The organism is Photobacterium alginatilyticum, assembly GCF_009910675.1.
In the GTDB taxonomy this organism is placed as follows: domain Bacteria; phylum Pseudomonadota; class Gammaproteobacteria; order Enterobacterales; family Vibrionaceae; genus Photobacterium; species Photobacterium alginatilyticum.
The window spans coordinates 150,156-165,325 of the sequence record NZ_RSEJ01000002.1 but is presented as its reverse complement, the minus strand read 5'-3'; the positions used below and the strand labels follow the sequence as shown (position 1 = coordinate 165,325).

Sequence of the window (15,170 nt, the reverse complement as noted above, 5' to 3'; positions counted from 1 at the left end):
CGGTTATGCCTGCCAGGCGTTCAGGTAAGTGTCGATAAGGTTGTCGATCAGTGCCTTGCCGTCAACAGGAGTCGAGGTGAAGAGTTTATCGTCGACGGTTAGCAGGGTAATACCGTGTACGCCAGCCCAAAGTACGCGGCTTGCTTCCAGGATAGCTTCGTCTGATTTGCTGGGTGTGATCTGACGGATCAGGCTTTCCAGCATACCGGTCATGCTGTCGATACGCTCAGACTGCCAGTCAGGAAGTTCCTCTCCGTTCATGGTGTGCTGGAAGATCAGTTGCCAGCGGTAAGGGTGCTGAGAGGCAAAATCCAGGTAGCAGTAGGCCAGCTTACGGAGGGCATTCTCAGGGGAGGATACATCCTTCATCTGCTCTTCCGCTTCAGCAAACAACTCATCCAGCGTCTGTGCAACGGCATGTAAAAGTAACAGGTTGTAGTTACCAAATACGTTTACCAAGGTACTTGGTACATAGCCGATCATCGCGGCGACTTTACGTAGGCTTAGCTCATGGTGTGGGTGTTCATCGAGAAAGTTTTTGACTTGCTCCAGTGTCATACTTACCAACTCTTCACGAGTGTGGTCATTTCGTCTTGCCATCGAATTTACTCTTAATCGAAGATAGTCTTACTTAGCTAATTGTAATATGGATATACACCGAATGGTGGCTGCACAGTAAGCATAGTGTCCTGACTTCATTAAGTCAGCTGAATAATATAGAACGATGTTCGATATTTTAGTTGCTCTCGCTTTGACAGGTCAAGCAGAAACAAAGTCAGGTTTATGGTTACTGAGTTTGTTGTGACTTAAATCATACAGTTTGAATACACATTTAACAGGATTTAAGCCACTTTTGTGCGGGAAAAAGCAGGTTTTAGCGCCTATTTTCTGCGTTTCGGATCGATACCTGATCATTTAATGTCCAGAAATCAACCAGAATACCAATCAAAAAGAAGCCGAATGTGCACAGATAGAGGATCCCGGTTAGCCACTTTCCCATGTACATACGATGGACACCAAATACCCCAAGGAAAGTGAGTAAGAGCCAGGCCACGGTATAATCAACATCGCCGCTCTGAAAGCGGATATCGGCCTCGCGATCCATGGACGGTATCAGGAACAGATCGATTAACCAGCCTATTCCCAGTAAGCCCAGTGTCAGAAACCAGATGGTACCGGTAACAGGCTTACCGTAATAAAAGCGATGTGCACCGGTGAAACCGAAAATCCACAGTAGGTAGCCGATGAGTTTGCTGTGAGTATCTTGCATAGTCTTTCCTGTTGTTATGATACCGATATTGGACACTAATATTAGCAATAAGTGCAACAATACCAACTAGATAATATATCAGAACGATGAAAGGGCCGGTCTCAGGCGGATAAATATTAGTAACAATTTGCTCGGGTTGTTTAGTTGACATTCAGAAGTAGCACGTTAGGATTCAAAAGCATATATTTGGCAAAGGTATTCGTATCAATGAAACGCTTCTTCACAGTATTTGCTTTGATCTTGACGGTGTCTTTTATGACTCCGCATGCAGAAGCAAAGAAATTCGGCGGTGGTAAATCGTTTGGTAAAAGTTTCAAAACGGCACCGGTTAAACAACAGCAGCCGAAACAGACTGACACGCTAAAACAACAGCAACCAGCGAAGTCTAGCAAAAAAGGACTAATGGGCGGCTTGCTTGGCGGTTTATTGGCTGGTGGTCTACTTGCTGCTTTCTTTGGCGGAGCTTTTGAAGGTATCCAGTTCATGGATATTTTGATCTTCGGCCTGATTGCGTTCGTGATCTTCAAATTGTTCAAGACAATGCGAGGGGCAAAGCGTACACCTATGGGCCATCGCGAAGCCTATGCCGGTAACTCACCTCGGCAGAACCAGCATCGCCAGGCTGCTGACGGTATGAATTCTGGCTTTGCCCAGCAGGAAAGCTACACCTCAACAGACAGTGACGTGCCGTTTAATCTGCCTCCTGGCTTTAACATGAATGCGTTTCTGAATGGCGCGCGCGATCATTACCGCATTATCCAGGGAGCCTGGAATCATAATGAGCTGGATAAGATCCGCGAGTATGTCAGCCCGGCGCTGTTTGACGATCTAGCCGCAGAGCGTGCAAAACTTGATGGTGAGCAGCATACCGAAGTGATGTATGTTGATGCCGAGCTGGTTCGTGCCGATTACGATGCGAGCACGGCGCAGATAAGCATTAAGTTCTCAGGTCGATATAAAGATCGCAACGAGGGTGTCGAAGAAGATATTACCGATATCTGGCATCTTGAACGTGACCTGCGTGCCCAAAGCGCCCCTTGGCTGATTGTCGGCATTCAAGCTTAATTATTGAACAATAAGCAAAACTATCAAAAAAACCGCTCAGTCGAGCGGTTTTTTATTCACTAGAAAAACTCATTTCTTTGAAGCACGTCTCTTTTTCCGCCTGATGATTGCAACTGTTATGATCTCGCCACCTACTTTTATTCATCCCAACCGCTAGTATTAAGTCAGGCCAAAGAAATAAAGAGGTGACTATGCCATATACAGCTGAACTGGTTAATGAAATGAATTTGCTGGTTAAATTTCCTATGCACAGCGATATGGAAGGAATTAAGGTACGTAGCGATGCTGCACCTGAATTGGTAGAAGCGGCGAAGCGACTGTACGCCAAGGGACTGGTCACAAATGAAGACGGTGGTTACCTGACCTACTCAGGTCATCAGGCCGTAGAGCATGCCAAGTCGGTACTACGAATTTTGACCGGTAAAGTCGCTGTATAAGCGAGTTATAATGGGTAGAGCATGGCGTCAGGTCATGCTTTCCAATTCAGTGATATTCTCGATTGCTTGTTTTGATGTGCTGCCGCAAATGTCGGGACATGCTTTGAAGTGATGGCAGACTGCTGGTCGCTCCGGCTTGCCAAATAGCTTACATAAATTGTTCTCATTCAGTTGAATGCAGCGGACACCCGCAGGCTTCCCGTTAGGCATCCCAGGAATGGCTGAAGAGATACTCGGTGCAATACAGCACGCCCCACACCCTAATCGACACTCCATAACCCACCTATAATTAATTAGTCTCTCGAAACGGGGCGAAAGTTACCATTCAATAGCTATGGAAGCAAAAAATATCAGCTCAATTGGCGACAAATAATAATGACTATTATTACGGCAGTTTATGCGGCCAGATCCCGATGAAACACTTGCACTTTACCTGCTGGGCGGCTATAAAACCGCCTTCTTAACCATAAGGGTTGAGGGTCGTTACAGAAAAGGCTGGTTATATGGCATATTTTTGGCAAGAAAAAGATTTACAGGCAATGACAGATCCGGAGTGGGAATCGCTCTGTGATGGCTGTGGGAAATGCTGCCTTCATAAATTGATTGATGATGATACCGACGAGATCTATTACACCAATGTTGCCTGCAGCCTGCTGGACGAAAAGACGTGCTCCTGTAAAGATTACCCGAACCGCTTTGAGTCCGGCGAAGAGTGCCTCAAGCTGACCCGTGAACGTATTGACGAATTTGTCTGGCTCCCGGAAACGTGTGCATACCGCATGCTGGCGGAAGGCAAAGACTTACCCGAATGGCACCCGCTTCTGACCGGTTCCAAAGACGCCATGCACAAGGCTGACGAATCTGTCCGAGATAAAATCGTCTATGAGATCGATGTGATTGACTGGGAAGATCACATATTGAACCATCCCTCGCGAGGCTAGGATACTTCATCACCTCTCATTTATTGTAAACAGCCAACCAAATCGCCTGTTCGGCCACAAGGCTGGCTGTTGCCACTAAACCTTAAGCTTTCTATTATTTAACCTTCCTGAACAGGTAGTTGCCGCGAACTTTTCGCCATAAGCCGAAGACGTCGGTACGCGGAAATATCCCGATCCGGCGGATCTGATAAGGGTCCTGATGCAACTGCAGCGGGCCGGAGTTGGTAGCGGCGGCAAACTGGTACCCGACATCCTGCGTGATAGATTTGGTGTCCTCGTTATGAAGGCCGAACGGATACGCGAAGGATGTCAGCGGCTTGCACAGAAGCTCTTCGAGCAGGGTTTTATTCTCGAGGATTTCCCGGTACTGTTCTTCATGGCTGAGGCTGTCTAGTTTGGGGTGTGACATTGTGTGGCCACCAATTTCGACCACGCCGGAGTCAGCCAGCGCCTTGATTTGCTCTTTCGTCATCAGGTTTACCTGAGTCTCGGGGTTATCCGGGTTTTCGACATCCCAGCGGTTGAATGTCTCGCCGGTGACAACGAATACCACGGCTTTGAAACCGTATTTCTTGAGCAAAGGCATCATCAGGTGGTAGTTATCGGCGTAGCCGTCATCGACGGTGATCATGATATAGCGCTTGCCGGGTTCCAACCGGCGAATGAGGTTACTTTGTGCCAGGTCTTCAAAGGTAAGGGACTCGAACCCCATGCGCTTTAACAGCTTCAGATGCTTTTCGAACATCTCGATATGGAGATAGGTCCCGTGGACGCCTTTTTCGCTCTCATCTTGAATGAAGCGGTGATACATAATAACGGGCATTTCGCGCTGTAGCGTTTCAATGTAGACATCCTGATAGATACGTTCGATATGATCGACAACAGCAGCCAGGTTGTAGCTAGCTTTGATAGTTGCTGTTAGCTCGGGATCACATTGTTTCTGGCTGAGTCCCCGCTCGACTTCGTTGGCAACAGAACTAAAATCTATATCCAGATCTTTGGGCCCAATATCACCAAAGTTGGTTGCCATAGCCTGCTGTACATTGTCTGGAGTCACGATACCTATACTGGCGGCTTCACCGATGGCAAGAGTAGGACGTCCACAAAGCAGTGATTCCATTGCTACGCGACCTGCGCCGATCACCAAGTCTGCCTGGCTAAGTATTTTAGGGACATCATGGGTGTAACCGGTAAAGGTCACGTTATCTTTGAAGGCATCGAAGCGTGTATCACACTGTGAGCCGGATACGACCCGAACGTCATATTTTCCCAGATCCAGACATTCGTTAAGTAGCCGATAACACAGGTCGCCTTTAGGACCAGTGAGGCGGCCGACAATAGTGATAACAGGGCGAGGGTTTTTGGGCGGTGCACAGACATTGAAACGCTCGGTTTCAATGCCGTTACGGCTAACCTCCAGTTGATTTTTAGCGACACCGAGATCTTGAATGAGTTGAGCCTTTATGGCTTCACAGACAGGAAGTGCCCTGTTGCCCATCGCATGGAATTTCTTGCGTGAGGCATGCACCGGCTGGCGGCCATGTACTGTGGTGACCATCGGAGTGCCGGTCAACTTGCACGCGAGATGGCAGCTCCAGCTGGAGGCTCGCGAGTGGGCATGTACTAATTGAATATTATGTTTTTTAATGAGATAGACCAGATAGCCGACATGCCAAAAACGTCTCGGGATGCTGCGCTTGTTGAAGCGCAATGTGAACGATGGTCCTTGGTGAGGTTTGGTAAGAGTGTCCGAAATATAAAAGACATTATGCCCGCGGTTTGTCAGCTCGTCACCGACTGTCGTGGCATACACCTCTGCACCCGTAACCTCTAGCTGTGAAAGCGCCATCAAGATATTCATACCTAGCCCATATTAAAAGAAACACGAAGAGATAAAGGCTATTTAAAGTAGCCTTCTGTTGGTGTGTTTATTGTCTATCGAATTTGGCCTTTAATAATAATACAGTGTATTAATAGGGTTAAGTCAGATGGTGTATCAAACTGTCAGGGTGTAGATACAAATCAATACAAAGCAGTGCGTTTATTACGTTGTCTTCCTATTAACTTATAATACACTGTTCATTACTGATGACTGTTTAATAATCTGATACCTAAATGGTTATATGTTTTTTAGTATCAATATTGATTTTTAGTTATTACTTGTCTTGTCAGTTGCATATTGTTTTGCGATGAGTCGGTTTATTTTGTCTTTAAACAGAATAAACCGTTATAAGAGTATTAGATTGTTATATTTTAGTTTGTGTTTGTGTTTGTGTTTGTGTTTGTGTTTGAAGTATTGGTGGATCAATGAACATTGTTAGTACCGCAGTAATGAGCTATCCCGATGACCCCAAAATGGTAAAACATGTCAGTAAGTTTTTACTTAGGGGACTGGTTTATTATCCTTATTTAACCCGGCTGATGAAGAGTTTCACCGGTCCTTATAAAGAGATGCTATTTTCAAAGCAACCCGATTTCTTAACGAAGTGTATGAGACCTTATCTTCACCGAGGTTTAAAAAAGAAAGATGTCGTGAATATGTTGGTAGCTCATCACAACTGGGTAAAACATATTTTCTCTGAAGATAACGTTCGATTGATTTACAAGGATGGCATTGTTCTTGATGAATTTGACCTGGGTGATAATAGCTATTATATGGTTTTGTCTTATGAGGGGCGTTATTGGAAAGAGGGGGAATTAACATTACGGCTATCTGACAATAAGGGCATAAATTACTATGTACTGTCATTTACAGTATTTGAAAATAATGCCTATATTGGTGGTGTTCAAGGCCCCGATATTGATGACGGCTTTAGTCGATCAGCAACAAAGAAATTATTTGGACTAAGACCCAAGTCGCTGATGCTGGAAACGGTGAGAGTGGTGCTGCAGTCACTGGAAGTGAGTCGCATATTTGGCGTCAAGAATCGTTCTCACACTTATACATCACTTCGGTATTTAAGCAAGAAAGTCTATTTTGACTATGACTCTTATTGGGAAGAGCATTCCGGTATTTCGTATGACAAAGATTTGTATGAAATTCCGCTGTACGCAGAGCGAAGAAATATCGAAGAGTTGAATAGAACGAAACGTAAAATGTATCGGAAACGCTATGCGTGGCTTGATAGCTATCAGCAGGCAATACAACAAGCTTTAATCAACTGATCTTATTAGCCCCAGTTTGTTTGGCTGAGGCTGCTTGAGATCGAGGCCGTTAGGCTACAAGCTTTATCCGGGCTGCCTGCAGGGTGTCGACAATAGGCGCAGCCTTATTCAGGCGGCGAATATCGGCAAACAAGGCTTTGGCCTCGGGATACTCGTGCCGAAGGTAGGCAAACCATTGTTTAACCCGGTTCGGGTAATAGAGACCCTTATCTCCCTTGATTTCGTATTGGGAGTAACGCAGTAGCAAATCAAGAACCACCACCCAGCTCATGTGTGTATCGTTATGTTTGATAACGTTGCATAAATTTGGCAAGTTCAGGGCACCGCGGCAAACCATGAGCGCATCGACTTGGGTGGCCTGCAGGCATTCCTGGCCATTTTTGTAATTCCAGACTTCGCCGTTGGCAATAATTGGAATCGTGATTTTCTCTTTGACCTGGCGGATGTAGTCCCATTTGATGGTCCCGGCCTTATAGCCGTCGATCTTGGTCCGCGCATGGATGGTGATTTCATCGCCGCCTGCCTGGGCGACGGCATCGGCAATTTCAAAGCAGCGGGCAGGATCATCCCAGCCCAGACGAACCTTGGCGGTTACAGGCTTTCTTGGATCTGTTGCCTGTCGGACTGCTTTGACTATCTGGTACATCAGTTCCGGATCCTGGAGCAGCACGGCACCGCCCCGGCTTTTATTGACTGCCTTGGCCGGGCACCCGAAATTGATATCAACACCAGCCGATCCCAGCAAGACGGCGCGGTTGGCATTTTCCGCCAGCCAGTCGGGATCCTGGCCAAGCAACTGAACCCGCACCGGGGTACCTGATGCGGTTCGGCCTCCTTGATGAAGCTCCGGGCACAGGCGGTAAAAGACGCTATTTGGCAGTAGCTGATCAATGACTCGTACGAATTCAGTGACGCAAAGATCGTAGTCATTGATGTCGGTGAGCATCTCTCGCATTAAATGATCGAGTACACCTTCCATCGGGCCTAATATTACACGCGTCGCTTTTGGCATTAGCTCTCTCGCCCTGTACCGTTATCTACATAAGGGGCGAGATTTTAGTCTGGAATAGCGCCTTTGTCACCTAATCCTGCTGCACATGGTGTGATTCAGAAAAAAGCTGTTTGCCGGAGACCGTTGCTACAGCTCCTAGCTGTTCATTTTCGGCGAGTAAAGAAAGCTCCAGCATAGAGCGGGCAACATCCTCGGCTGGAATGGGTATTAGGTGGCCAAGGGGGCCGAGCATCAATGGTTTGATCACATTGAAAACCCCTTGTACGACTTGTTCATCCTGGCGAGGGACAGAGCGCTCCCCTTGTAGTGGTCCCGGACGGACAAAGACAGAGTGGGAAAAGCCCATTTTGCTGATTGCCAGCTCCATTTTTCCCTTGCAGCGTAAGTAGTGCGAGGGAGACCATGAATGTGCCATCAGGCTCGATATCACCACAAGGTGCCGGACGCCAAGCAATTGCATCGTGGTCGCGACATCCTTGACTAACTGAAAATCGACTGCTTCAAGCGCCTGCTTGCTACCGGCCTGTTTCTTGGTTGTGCCCAGGCAGATGAAGCCAATTGTTGGCGTCGGATCCGTTTCACCCCAGGCGGTTACACGTAGTTCGGGGTGGACGATCTGGACCAGTTTCTTGCTGTGAAAAGGCAATTCACGGCGAGACAGTGAATAGACAGTATGAAAATGAGGGTGGGCGAGAAGCTGGTGGAGAAGTTCATCGCCAACCAGGCCACTGGCACCGGCAATAATCGCGTTTGCTGTCCCTTGATACATCGACATCGTCCTGATACTTGTCGTTAATTACGTCATTTTTGCCAGCATCTGCATCAAAATTCAACAAGAAAACTCAAGTAATGTCTGGTAGATACCGCTAGTGGGAGGTTTTGGCATCGGGTTAGCTGCTGAGGACACCAGGTTTTCCCATGGAGTCAATTCACTGGAGCGGAAACGAGCATCTTGGTGTCATTTGGGTATATAATCTTGCGCCTAATCAGTTTTGCCCGATGAACCGGAACACATGATGACACAACTAATGACATTACCAGCAGGCTGGGAAGGTATGCCAGCTGCTTTCATTGAAGGTGCTTTGCTGGCGGCTAATGCCAACCCGAAACCCCTGGAACCAGAAAAATGGCTGCCTGTACTGGTGCATGGCGGAGTGACGGAAGATGCGCAGATCACCGTTGAGGGTGACATTAAAATGGCCATCTTGAATCACTTTGAGATGCAGTACCGATACATCAAGGCCGGTGAATATGTGTTGCCTGAGCAGGTCTGCTGGCAGGAAGAGTCTGGTGTGACTGAAGGGATGAGTCATTTTGCCGAAGGTTTTCTTGCAGTCTGGCCTTTCATTGAGCCGAACTGGGCTGATCAGGTGATGTCTGATGGCACCATGCGCATGTTATCGGCACTGCTGACAACCTGCATGTTGCTGGTTGATGAAAGCTCGACCCTGGCTCAGATGCAAGAGGCGGGTGTCGAAGGTATGCCCGAACCGGCTCAGCTGTATGCCCAATTGCCACTGATGCTGACCGAAGTGGTGATGGCGGCCGATGAGTTCCAGCAGGGGGCAGCTGCCCAGGCCGTAAACCCGTATAAAGACACCGGGCGTAATGACGAGTGCCCGTGCGGGAGCGGTAAAAAATTCAAGCAGTGCTGTGGTCGGTAATGACAGATTTTCAGCCGTCACCTGAACATAAGCCGGTGCTCCTGGTTGTTGCGGCCGTCATCGAAAAAGATGGCCGTTACCTGCTGGCCCAGCGCTTTGACCATGCCAGTCAGGGGGGCCTATGGGAGTTTCCCGGCGGTAAGGTTGAAGAAGGAGAAACCCCCGAGCAGGCGCTGGAGCGTGAGTTACAGGAAGAGTTAGCAATTACTACCTGTACAGGCCGCTGGCTGGCAGATAGTGTGTTTGATTACGGTGATAAAGTCATTCACCTCAAAGGCTACCTTAGCCACTGGCAGAGCGGTGAGTTAGTGTTGCATAGCCACCAGAATGCCGTATGGGTTGAACATGCCGAGATGGCGGCTTACCCCTTGTGTCCAGCAGACTATCCGATTGTGGCTGCGTTAGAGGGCTAAACGAAAAAGCGAAAGGGGTGACCTCTCGCTTTTTTAGTTTCATTCCGCGATTCTAGTTTCTAGAACCTTTCTTTTTTCTTGCCAAAAAACTGTGCGATAACAATGAGCGCCAGAACCACAAGGTTAGCGGCAAAAATGATGACCAGCCATTGTGGCATGGACTGACCGAGGAAGGACCAGACCACCTTGCTGCAGTCACCGGTTGCTTCAAACATCCACGGAACCCACTGGTTCAGTGGTGCCCACTCCGGAAACGTCACAAACAAATCACAGGTTGCAAAAGGCGACGGATTGAACTGGTAACCGACGTGCTCGTTGGCGAGAGCCAGCCCCTGATAGGCGCTGTATCCCCATCCGGCAAGCCCGGTCCAGCGGATCACGGCGTTTTGCGGGGCAATCATGCCAAGCAGGGCAGCAAAGCCTATTCCCATCATAGCGACACGTTCATAGATACACATGACACATGGATCGAGTTTCATGACATGCTGAAAAAACAGGGCGCAAGCTTCAAAGAAAACAATGAAAATGAGCAGTAATAGCCAGGATAACTGGCTTTTGGAAAAGGTATTCAGAAATTGCATGAAATGATCTCACCTATACTTAAAACAAAGCCCTGAGATATCAGGGCTTTGAACTTGTAATTACTGACACTTATCTTTGCTAAAGATTCAATTAATGTCCAGTAGCAGGTGCAATATGTGAGGCAGCTTCCGCAACATGGTGACTTAGCCAGCCCATGTCGTGGAACCACTCCGTCATCGGAACCAGCATGAATTCGATACCGGCAAGGCCAACGAGTGACAGCACAATGGTATACGGTAAGGCCATGTACACCATTCGGCCGTAGGACAGACGAATCAACGGAGCCAGCGCCGACGTCAATGCGAATAGGAAAGCAGCCTGACCGTTCGGTGTTGCGACTGACGGCAAGTTGGTACCGGTGTTGATAGCAACAGCCAACATATCGAACTGGTCGCGGGTGATGACGCCATTAATCAGTGCGGTTTTCACTTCGTTAATGTATACCGTACCGACGAACACATTATCCGACACCATCGATAGCAGGCCGTTGGCAATGTAGAACATTGTCATCTGGGCGCTACCTTCAAGGCTAAGTACCATTTCGATAATCGGTGCAAACAAATGCTGGTCGATAATAACAGCAACGATAGAGAAGAAAACGGCAAGCAGCGCGGTGAACGGCAGTGCCTCTTCGAACGCTTTACCTAGTGCATGTTCTTCAGTAATGCCGGTGAAAGAGGTAGCCAGGATAATGACCGTCAGACCAATCAGGCCGACTGCTGCAAGGTGCAGGGCAAGGCCAAGAATAAGCCATATCGCGATGACAACCTGGATAGCCAGCTTGGCATAATCAATATTGGTGCGGCGCTTGCGTTCTTCGTCGTCGAAATCAACCAGAATTTTACGGACATTCTCCGGCAGGCGGGTACCGTAACCACAAATCTGAAATTTTTCGACCAGTATGCAAGTCACTATGCCGCACAAGAATACAGGAACCGTGACCGGTGCCATGCGCAGGATGAACTCACCGAACAGCCAACCGGCCTGATCGGCAATGATCAGGTTCTGGGGTTCGCCCACCATGGTCATTACGCCACCCAGGGCGGTACCGATACCGGCATGCATTAGCAGGCTGCGAAGAAACGCACGGTAGTTTTCCAGATCATTACGGCTCACTTCGCGGATATGCAAATCAGTCGTATGGTCGTGCGAGGCATGGGGTTCACGGCCTGAGGCTACCTTGTGATAGATGCTGTAGAAGCCAATGGTCACGCTGATCACAACCGCGATAACGGTCAGTGCATCAAGGAAGGCGGACAGAAAGGCGGCCATGACAACAAACGACAACGACAGCAGTGTCTTCGATTTGATATTGATCAGTATCTTGGTGAAAATGAACAGCAGTAGCTGCTTCATGAAGTAGATACCGGCAACCATGAAGATCAGTAGCAATAAGACTTCGATGTTGGCAACCAGTTCGTGCTTGACCTGCTCGGGGCTGGTCATTCCTATTGCCACGGCTTCGATAGCCAGCAAACCACCGGGTTGTAACGGGTAACATTTCAGGGCCATGGCAAGAGTAAAGATAAACTCAATGACCAGTAACCAACCTGCGACAAAAGGGTCGATTAGGAAAAAGACGATTGGGTTGATGATGAGGAAGGCAATGATTGCCAGTTTGTACCAGTCGGGAGCCTTGCCTAAAAAGTTCTTGATGAAGGCGTTCCCTAGCGAAATAGCCATGTTCTTGGGTCTCTCAAAATACGCAAATTATTCAATGAGCCGGCTGCTACTTGCCTATTAGTCCGAGACCAAGATAACCAGTTGGTGGTTAAGTGTTCTTATGAGACCCCCTAAGCTAAAAATCATTTCCCTGATGGTTTTTAACTTAAAGCAGGCAGCAGCTTCCATTTAGCTCCCAGAGATAGATCGTGCTAACTGTACAGTTTGATCTAGATCAGTCAAGTAGTGAGATGGGAAGATGTTTAATTTATTGATATCTCATCTCAAAACCGGGGATTTAGGGCGGTAGATTACCACGCTCTGAAATATTTGCTTACAATTCGCAGGAAACGTTGAGCATTATCAAATTTTGAAGCGCAAAGTAAAACATGTCTTTTACATACTCAGCAGAGTTTCGCCCATTGCTTAACTAGTGGTATGATGAGTTAATAATATATAAGCAAGAAGCAACTGGAAAAATAATCAGATGGTTATAAAGGCTGATAGCCCAGCAACATTTGCTGAGAAATATATCATAGAGAGTATCTGGAATAATCACTTCCCACAGGGGTCGATTCTTCCGGCTGAGCGGGAACTGTCCGAGCTGATTGGTGTTACCCGTACGACGCTTCGTGAGGTGCTGCAGCGTCTTGCCCGTGATGGTTGGTTGACTATTCAGCACGGCAAACCGACTCGTGTAAACAACTACATGGACACGTCGGGCCTGAGCATTCTCGATACTTTGATTACTTTGGACGGACAAGATGTTCAGGGGGTACTTGAAGACCTGCTTTCTGCTCGAACAGATATTAGCAGCGTGTATATGCGATATGCTGTTAAGGGGAACAGTGAAGAAGCTAGCCAATTGCTGGCTAACATCATCACTTCTTGCGAGACCTTGCTAAAGGCTGGCAACTTTACCGATTTCGTCGAAGCAAGCGACGAAAAGACAGAGTTGATGCAGGAAGTGAAGAAGATCGTCGACAAATACGGAAAAGATCAGCCGGAGCTTTGCGAAGCGATTTGCCGTGCCCGTGCGTTCAATTACTACGATTACCGTATGTTCCAGGGGATGGCAGCGAAGTCAGGCAACACGCTGTATGTTCTGACGATTAATGGCCTGCGTAAGATTTATACCCGTGTTGGCGGTTACTACTTTATGTCGAAGGAAGCCTGTGAACTGGCACTTAACTTCTACCGTGACATGAAATCTTACTGTGACAATAACCAGCCGGAGCTGGTTGCCGATCGCATCAAGAAGTATGGCCGCGAGAGCGGGGCGATTTGGTACAGCAACCGTGTTGAGATTGCACGTTACCTGTATGAGGAAGAGCAGTAAGCTCGGAACTATATAGCCATAGATGTAAAAAGGAGATGCAATTGCATCTCCTTTTTTGTCTGTGGTTCTGGCTGTTATATCTCCGAATTGTACTGATTGCGGACAGGACAGGTGCCGAGGATCTGTGATCTGCCGTCAGGCATCTCTTCCTCCAGTGTGACATCGAAGCCCCATAGACGGTACATGTGCTTCAGTACTTCCGCATGGCTGTCTGCCAGCGGGATCCTGTTATGTGGTACGTACCTCAGAGTGAGTGAGCGATCACCTTTCAACGCCACATTCCACACCTGAATGTTCGGCTCATTATTGCTGAGGTTGTACTGGGACGAGAGCTTCTCGCGGATCATCCGGTAACCTTCCTCATTGTGAATGGCGCTAACTTCGACATAGTTGTGGCGGTCGTCGTCGTCCACGGCGAAGAGTTTAAAATCACGCATCACTTTCGGTGACAGGTATTGGCTGATGAAGCTTTCGTCTTTGAAATTCTCCATCGCAAAGTGCACGGTATCCAGCCAGTCAGATCCTGCAATGTCCGGGAACCAGTATTTGTCTTCCTCCGTCGGGTTTTCGCAGATTCTGCGGATGTCCTGGAACATGGCAAAGCCCAGGGCATACGGATTGATACCGCTATAATACGGGCTGTTGTAGTCCGGCTGAGCGACAACATTGGTATGGCTGTGAAGAAACTCGATAATAAATCGATCGGTAACCAGGCCTTCGTCATAGAGGTGGTTGAGGATGGTATAGTGCCAGAAAGTCGCCCAGCCTTCGTTCATCACCTGCGTTTGTTTCTGCGGGTAGAAGTACTGGCTGACTTTACGCACGATACGGACTATTTCACGCTGCCATGGCTCCAACAGCGGTGCATGCTTCTCGATGAAATACAGGATGTTCTCCTGGGGCTCATGAGGGTAACGTGCTTCCTCTGTCTTGAGTTCTTTTTCTTCCTGGATAGGAATGGTGCGCCATAGTGCGTTGACCTGGGTTTGCAAGTAATCTTCCCGTGCCTTTTGCCGGGCCTTTTCCTCGACGAGTGAAATTTTTTGCGGGCGCTTATAGCGATCCACACCGTAATTCATGAGCGCATGACAAGAGTCGAGCAGTCTTTCGACCTCATCGACGCCGTATTTTTCTTCGCATTCAGTGATGTATTTGCGGGCAAAGAGCAAGTAGTCGATGATTGAGCTGGCATCGGTCCAGGTTTTAAACAGGTAGTTGCCCTTGAAGAACGAGTTGTGACCATAGCAGGCATGGGCCATGACCAGTGCCTGCATGGTTATCGTATTTTCTTCCATCAGGTAAGCGATACAGGGATCCGAGTTAATTACAATCTCGTAGGCCAACCCCATTTGGCCGTGTTTGTAGCCACGCTCCGTTTCGATAAAGCGCTTCCCGAAAGACCAATGATGGTAGTTGATGGGCATCCCGATACTGGAATAGGCATCCATCATCTGTTCAGCAGTGATGATTTCGATCTGGTTAGGATAGGCGTCAAGCCGATAGTGATCGGCGACGCGTTTAATTTCCGTGTGATACTGCTCAAGCAGGTCAAACGTCCAGTCAGGACCATCACTGAGTGTTTTTGACTTAGTGGTTGTTACCATAACACACTCCCCTATA

At 48.0% G+C, this 15,170-nt stretch carries 16 protein-coding genes; 7 read left to right on the top strand and 9 right to left on the bottom strand.

Going from position 1 to position 15,170, the window contains the following annotated elements:
• Nucleotides 1-3 precede the first annotated feature (3 nt).
• Nucleotides 4-600, bottom strand: a complete 597-nt coding sequence (locus EIZ48_RS02985; RefSeq protein ID WP_160648637.1) for a TetR/AcrR family transcriptional regulator — start codon at nucleotides 598-600, stop codon at nucleotides 4-6.
• A gap of 274 nt (nucleotides 601-874) precedes the next feature.
• Nucleotides 875-1,270: an NINE protein gene (locus EIZ48_RS02980; protein WP_075764187.1), complete on the bottom strand. Its 396-nt coding sequence runs from the start codon at nucleotides 1,268-1,270 to the stop codon at nucleotides 875-877.
• Between the two features lie 207 nt (nucleotides 1,271-1,477).
• On the opposite strand from EIZ48_RS02980, the gene EIZ48_RS02975 reads away from it, so the two are divergent.
• The gene (locus tag EIZ48_RS02975) at nucleotides 1,478-2,335 is read left to right on the top strand and encodes a Tim44 domain-containing protein (RefSeq protein ID WP_160648636.1); all 858 of its coding nucleotides are present in this window, start codon (nucleotides 1,478-1,480) and stop codon (nucleotides 2,333-2,335) included.
• Between the two features lie 191 nt (nucleotides 2,336-2,526).
• On the top strand, nucleotides 2,527-2,772 hold the full coding sequence (locus EIZ48_RS02970) for a TIGR02647 family protein (protein WP_075764191.1): 246 nt from the start codon (nucleotides 2,527-2,529) through the stop codon (nucleotides 2,770-2,772).
• A 27-nt stretch (nucleotides 2,773-2,799) separates the two neighbouring features.
• Here EIZ48_RS02970 and EIZ48_RS02965 read toward each other — a convergent pair whose 3' ends face one another.
• Nucleotides 2,800-3,048, bottom strand: a complete 249-nt coding sequence (locus EIZ48_RS02965) for a YkgJ family cysteine cluster protein (RefSeq protein ID WP_160648635.1) — start codon at nucleotides 3,046-3,048, stop codon at nucleotides 2,800-2,802.
• Between the two features lie 227 nt (nucleotides 3,049-3,275).
• On the opposite strand from EIZ48_RS02965, the gene EIZ48_RS02960 reads away from it, so the two are divergent.
• The gene (locus tag EIZ48_RS02960; protein WP_160648634.1) at nucleotides 3,276-3,713 is read left to right on the top strand and encodes a YcgN family cysteine cluster protein; all 438 of its coding nucleotides are present in this window, start codon (nucleotides 3,276-3,278) and stop codon (nucleotides 3,711-3,713) included.
• 94 nt (nucleotides 3,714-3,807) lie between these two features.
• Here the strand turns inward: EIZ48_RS02960 and EIZ48_RS02955 are convergent, their stop codons facing one another.
• A complete protein-coding gene (locus tag EIZ48_RS02955; protein WP_160648633.1) occupies nucleotides 3,808-5,574 on the bottom strand; it encodes a bifunctional glycosyltransferase family 4 protein/polysaccharide deacetylase in 1,767 nt (588 codons plus the stop codon).
• Nucleotides 5,575-6,020: 446 nt separating this feature from the next.
• Here EIZ48_RS02955 and EIZ48_RS02950 point away from each other — a divergent pair, with 446 nt between their 5' ends.
• Complete coding sequence (locus EIZ48_RS02950) at nucleotides 6,021-6,878, top strand: VirK/YbjX family protein (protein WP_160648632.1); 858 nt, start codon at nucleotides 6,021-6,023, stop codon at nucleotides 6,876-6,878.
• 49 nt (nucleotides 6,879-6,927) lie between these two features.
• Here the strand turns inward: EIZ48_RS02950 and dusC are convergent, their stop codons facing one another.
• Both dusC and EIZ48_RS02940 read right to left on the bottom strand, forming a co-directional pair.
• The gene (gene dusC / locus EIZ48_RS02945) at nucleotides 6,928-7,890 is read right to left on the bottom strand and encodes a tRNA dihydrouridine(16) synthase DusC (protein ID WP_160648631.1); all 963 of its coding nucleotides are present in this window, start codon (nucleotides 7,888-7,890) and stop codon (nucleotides 6,928-6,930) included.
• Between the two features lie 70 nt (nucleotides 7,891-7,960).
• Nucleotides 7,961-8,659: an NAD-dependent epimerase/dehydratase family protein gene (locus EIZ48_RS02940; RefSeq protein ID WP_160648630.1), complete on the bottom strand. Its 699-nt coding sequence runs from the start codon at nucleotides 8,657-8,659 to the stop codon at nucleotides 7,961-7,963.
• A gap of 247 nt (nucleotides 8,660-8,906) precedes the next feature.
• On the opposite strand from EIZ48_RS02940, the gene EIZ48_RS02935 reads away from it, so the two are divergent.
• Together EIZ48_RS02935 and EIZ48_RS02930 are read left to right on the top strand one after the other, a co-directional pair.
• On the top strand, nucleotides 8,907-9,554 hold the full coding sequence (locus EIZ48_RS02935) for a YecA family protein (protein WP_160648779.1): 648 nt from the start codon (nucleotides 8,907-8,909) through the stop codon (nucleotides 9,552-9,554).
• Nucleotides 9,554-9,967 carry a (deoxy)nucleoside triphosphate pyrophosphohydrolase gene (locus tag EIZ48_RS02930; RefSeq protein ID WP_160648629.1) on the top strand — a complete coding sequence of 138 codons (414 nt, stop codon included), beginning with the start codon at nucleotides 9,554-9,556 and terminating at the stop codon, nucleotides 9,965-9,967. The genes EIZ48_RS02935 and EIZ48_RS02930 overlap by 1 nt, the downstream gene beginning before the upstream one ends.
• Nucleotides 9,968-10,026: 59 nt before the next feature.
• On the opposite strand, the gene dsbB is transcribed toward EIZ48_RS02930, so the two are convergent.
• Nucleotides 10,027-10,548, bottom strand: coding sequence for a disulfide bond formation protein DsbB (gene dsbB / locus EIZ48_RS02925; protein ID WP_160648628.1), 522 nt, complete (start codon nucleotides 10,546-10,548; stop codon nucleotides 10,027-10,029).
• Nucleotides 10,549-10,639: 91 nt separating this feature from the next.
• Nucleotides 10,640-12,232 (bottom strand): Na(+)/H(+) antiporter NhaB, encoded by a 1,593-nt coding sequence (gene nhaB / locus EIZ48_RS02920; RefSeq protein ID WP_075764916.1) that lies wholly within the window; start codon nucleotides 12,230-12,232, stop codon nucleotides 10,640-10,642.
• 466 nt (nucleotides 12,233-12,698) lie between these two features.
• Between nhaB and fadR the strand changes: the two genes are divergently transcribed.
• Complete coding sequence (gene fadR / locus EIZ48_RS02915; protein ID WP_160648627.1) at nucleotides 12,699-13,550, top strand: fatty acid metabolism transcriptional regulator FadR; 852 nt, start codon at nucleotides 12,699-12,701, stop codon at nucleotides 13,548-13,550.
• A 74-nt stretch (nucleotides 13,551-13,624) separates the two neighbouring features.
• Here fadR and EIZ48_RS02910 read toward each other — a convergent pair whose 3' ends face one another.
• Nucleotides 13,625-15,154, bottom strand: coding sequence for a SpoVR family protein (locus EIZ48_RS02910; protein ID WP_160648626.1), 1,530 nt, complete (start codon nucleotides 15,152-15,154; stop codon nucleotides 13,625-13,627).
• Nucleotides 15,155-15,170 lie beyond the last annotated feature (16 nt).

Coding starts and splice junctions, on each gene's coding strand:
- EIZ48_RS02975 (WP_160648636.1), top strand. CDS start 1,478: ATGAAACGCTTCTTCACAGTATTTGCTTTGATCTTGACGGTGTCTTTT.
- EIZ48_RS02910 (WP_160648626.1), bottom strand. CDS start 15,154: ATGGTAACAACCACTAAGTCAAAAACACTCAGTGATGGTCCTGACTGG.
- fadR (WP_160648627.1), top strand. CDS start 12,699: ATGGTTATAAAGGCTGATAGCCCAGCAACATTTGCTGAGAAATATATC.
- EIZ48_RS02940 (WP_160648630.1), bottom strand. CDS start 8,659: ATGTATCAAGGGACAGCAAACGCGATTATTGCCGGTGCCAGTGGCCTG.
- EIZ48_RS02935 (WP_160648779.1), top strand. CDS start 8,907: ATGACACAACTAATGACATTACCAGCAGGCTGGGAAGGTATGCCAGCT.
- EIZ48_RS02980 (WP_075764187.1), bottom strand. CDS start 1,270: ATGCAAGATACTCACAGCAAACTCATCGGCTACCTACTGTGGATTTTC.
- dsbB (WP_160648628.1), bottom strand. CDS start 10,548: ATGCAATTTCTGAATACCTTTTCCAAAAGCCAGTTATCCTGGCTATTA.
- EIZ48_RS02960 (WP_160648634.1), top strand. CDS start 3,276: ATGGCATATTTTTGGCAAGAAAAAGATTTACAGGCAATGACAGATCCG.
- EIZ48_RS02970 (WP_075764191.1), top strand. CDS start 2,527: ATGCCATATACAGCTGAACTGGTTAATGAAATGAATTTGCTGGTTAAA.
- EIZ48_RS02955 (WP_160648633.1), bottom strand. CDS start 5,574: ATGAATATCTTGATGGCGCTTTCACAGCTAGAGGTTACGGGTGCAGAG.
- dusC (WP_160648631.1), bottom strand. CDS start 7,890: ATGCCAAAAGCGACGCGTGTAATATTAGGCCCGATGGAAGGTGTACTC.
- EIZ48_RS02985 (WP_160648637.1), bottom strand. CDS start 600: ATGGCAAGACGAAATGACCACACTCGTGAAGAGTTGGTAAGTATGACA.
- nhaB (WP_075764916.1), bottom strand. CDS start 12,232: ATGGCTATTTCGCTAGGGAACGCCTTCATCAAGAACTTTTTAGGCAAG.
- EIZ48_RS02930 (WP_160648629.1), top strand. CDS start 9,554: ATGACAGATTTTCAGCCGTCACCTGAACATAAGCCGGTGCTCCTGGTT.
- EIZ48_RS02950 (WP_160648632.1), top strand. CDS start 6,021: ATGAACATTGTTAGTACCGCAGTAATGAGCTATCCCGATGACCCCAAA.
- EIZ48_RS02965 (WP_160648635.1), bottom strand. CDS start 3,048: ATGGAGTGTCGATTAGGGTGTGGGGCGTGCTGTATTGCACCGAGTATC.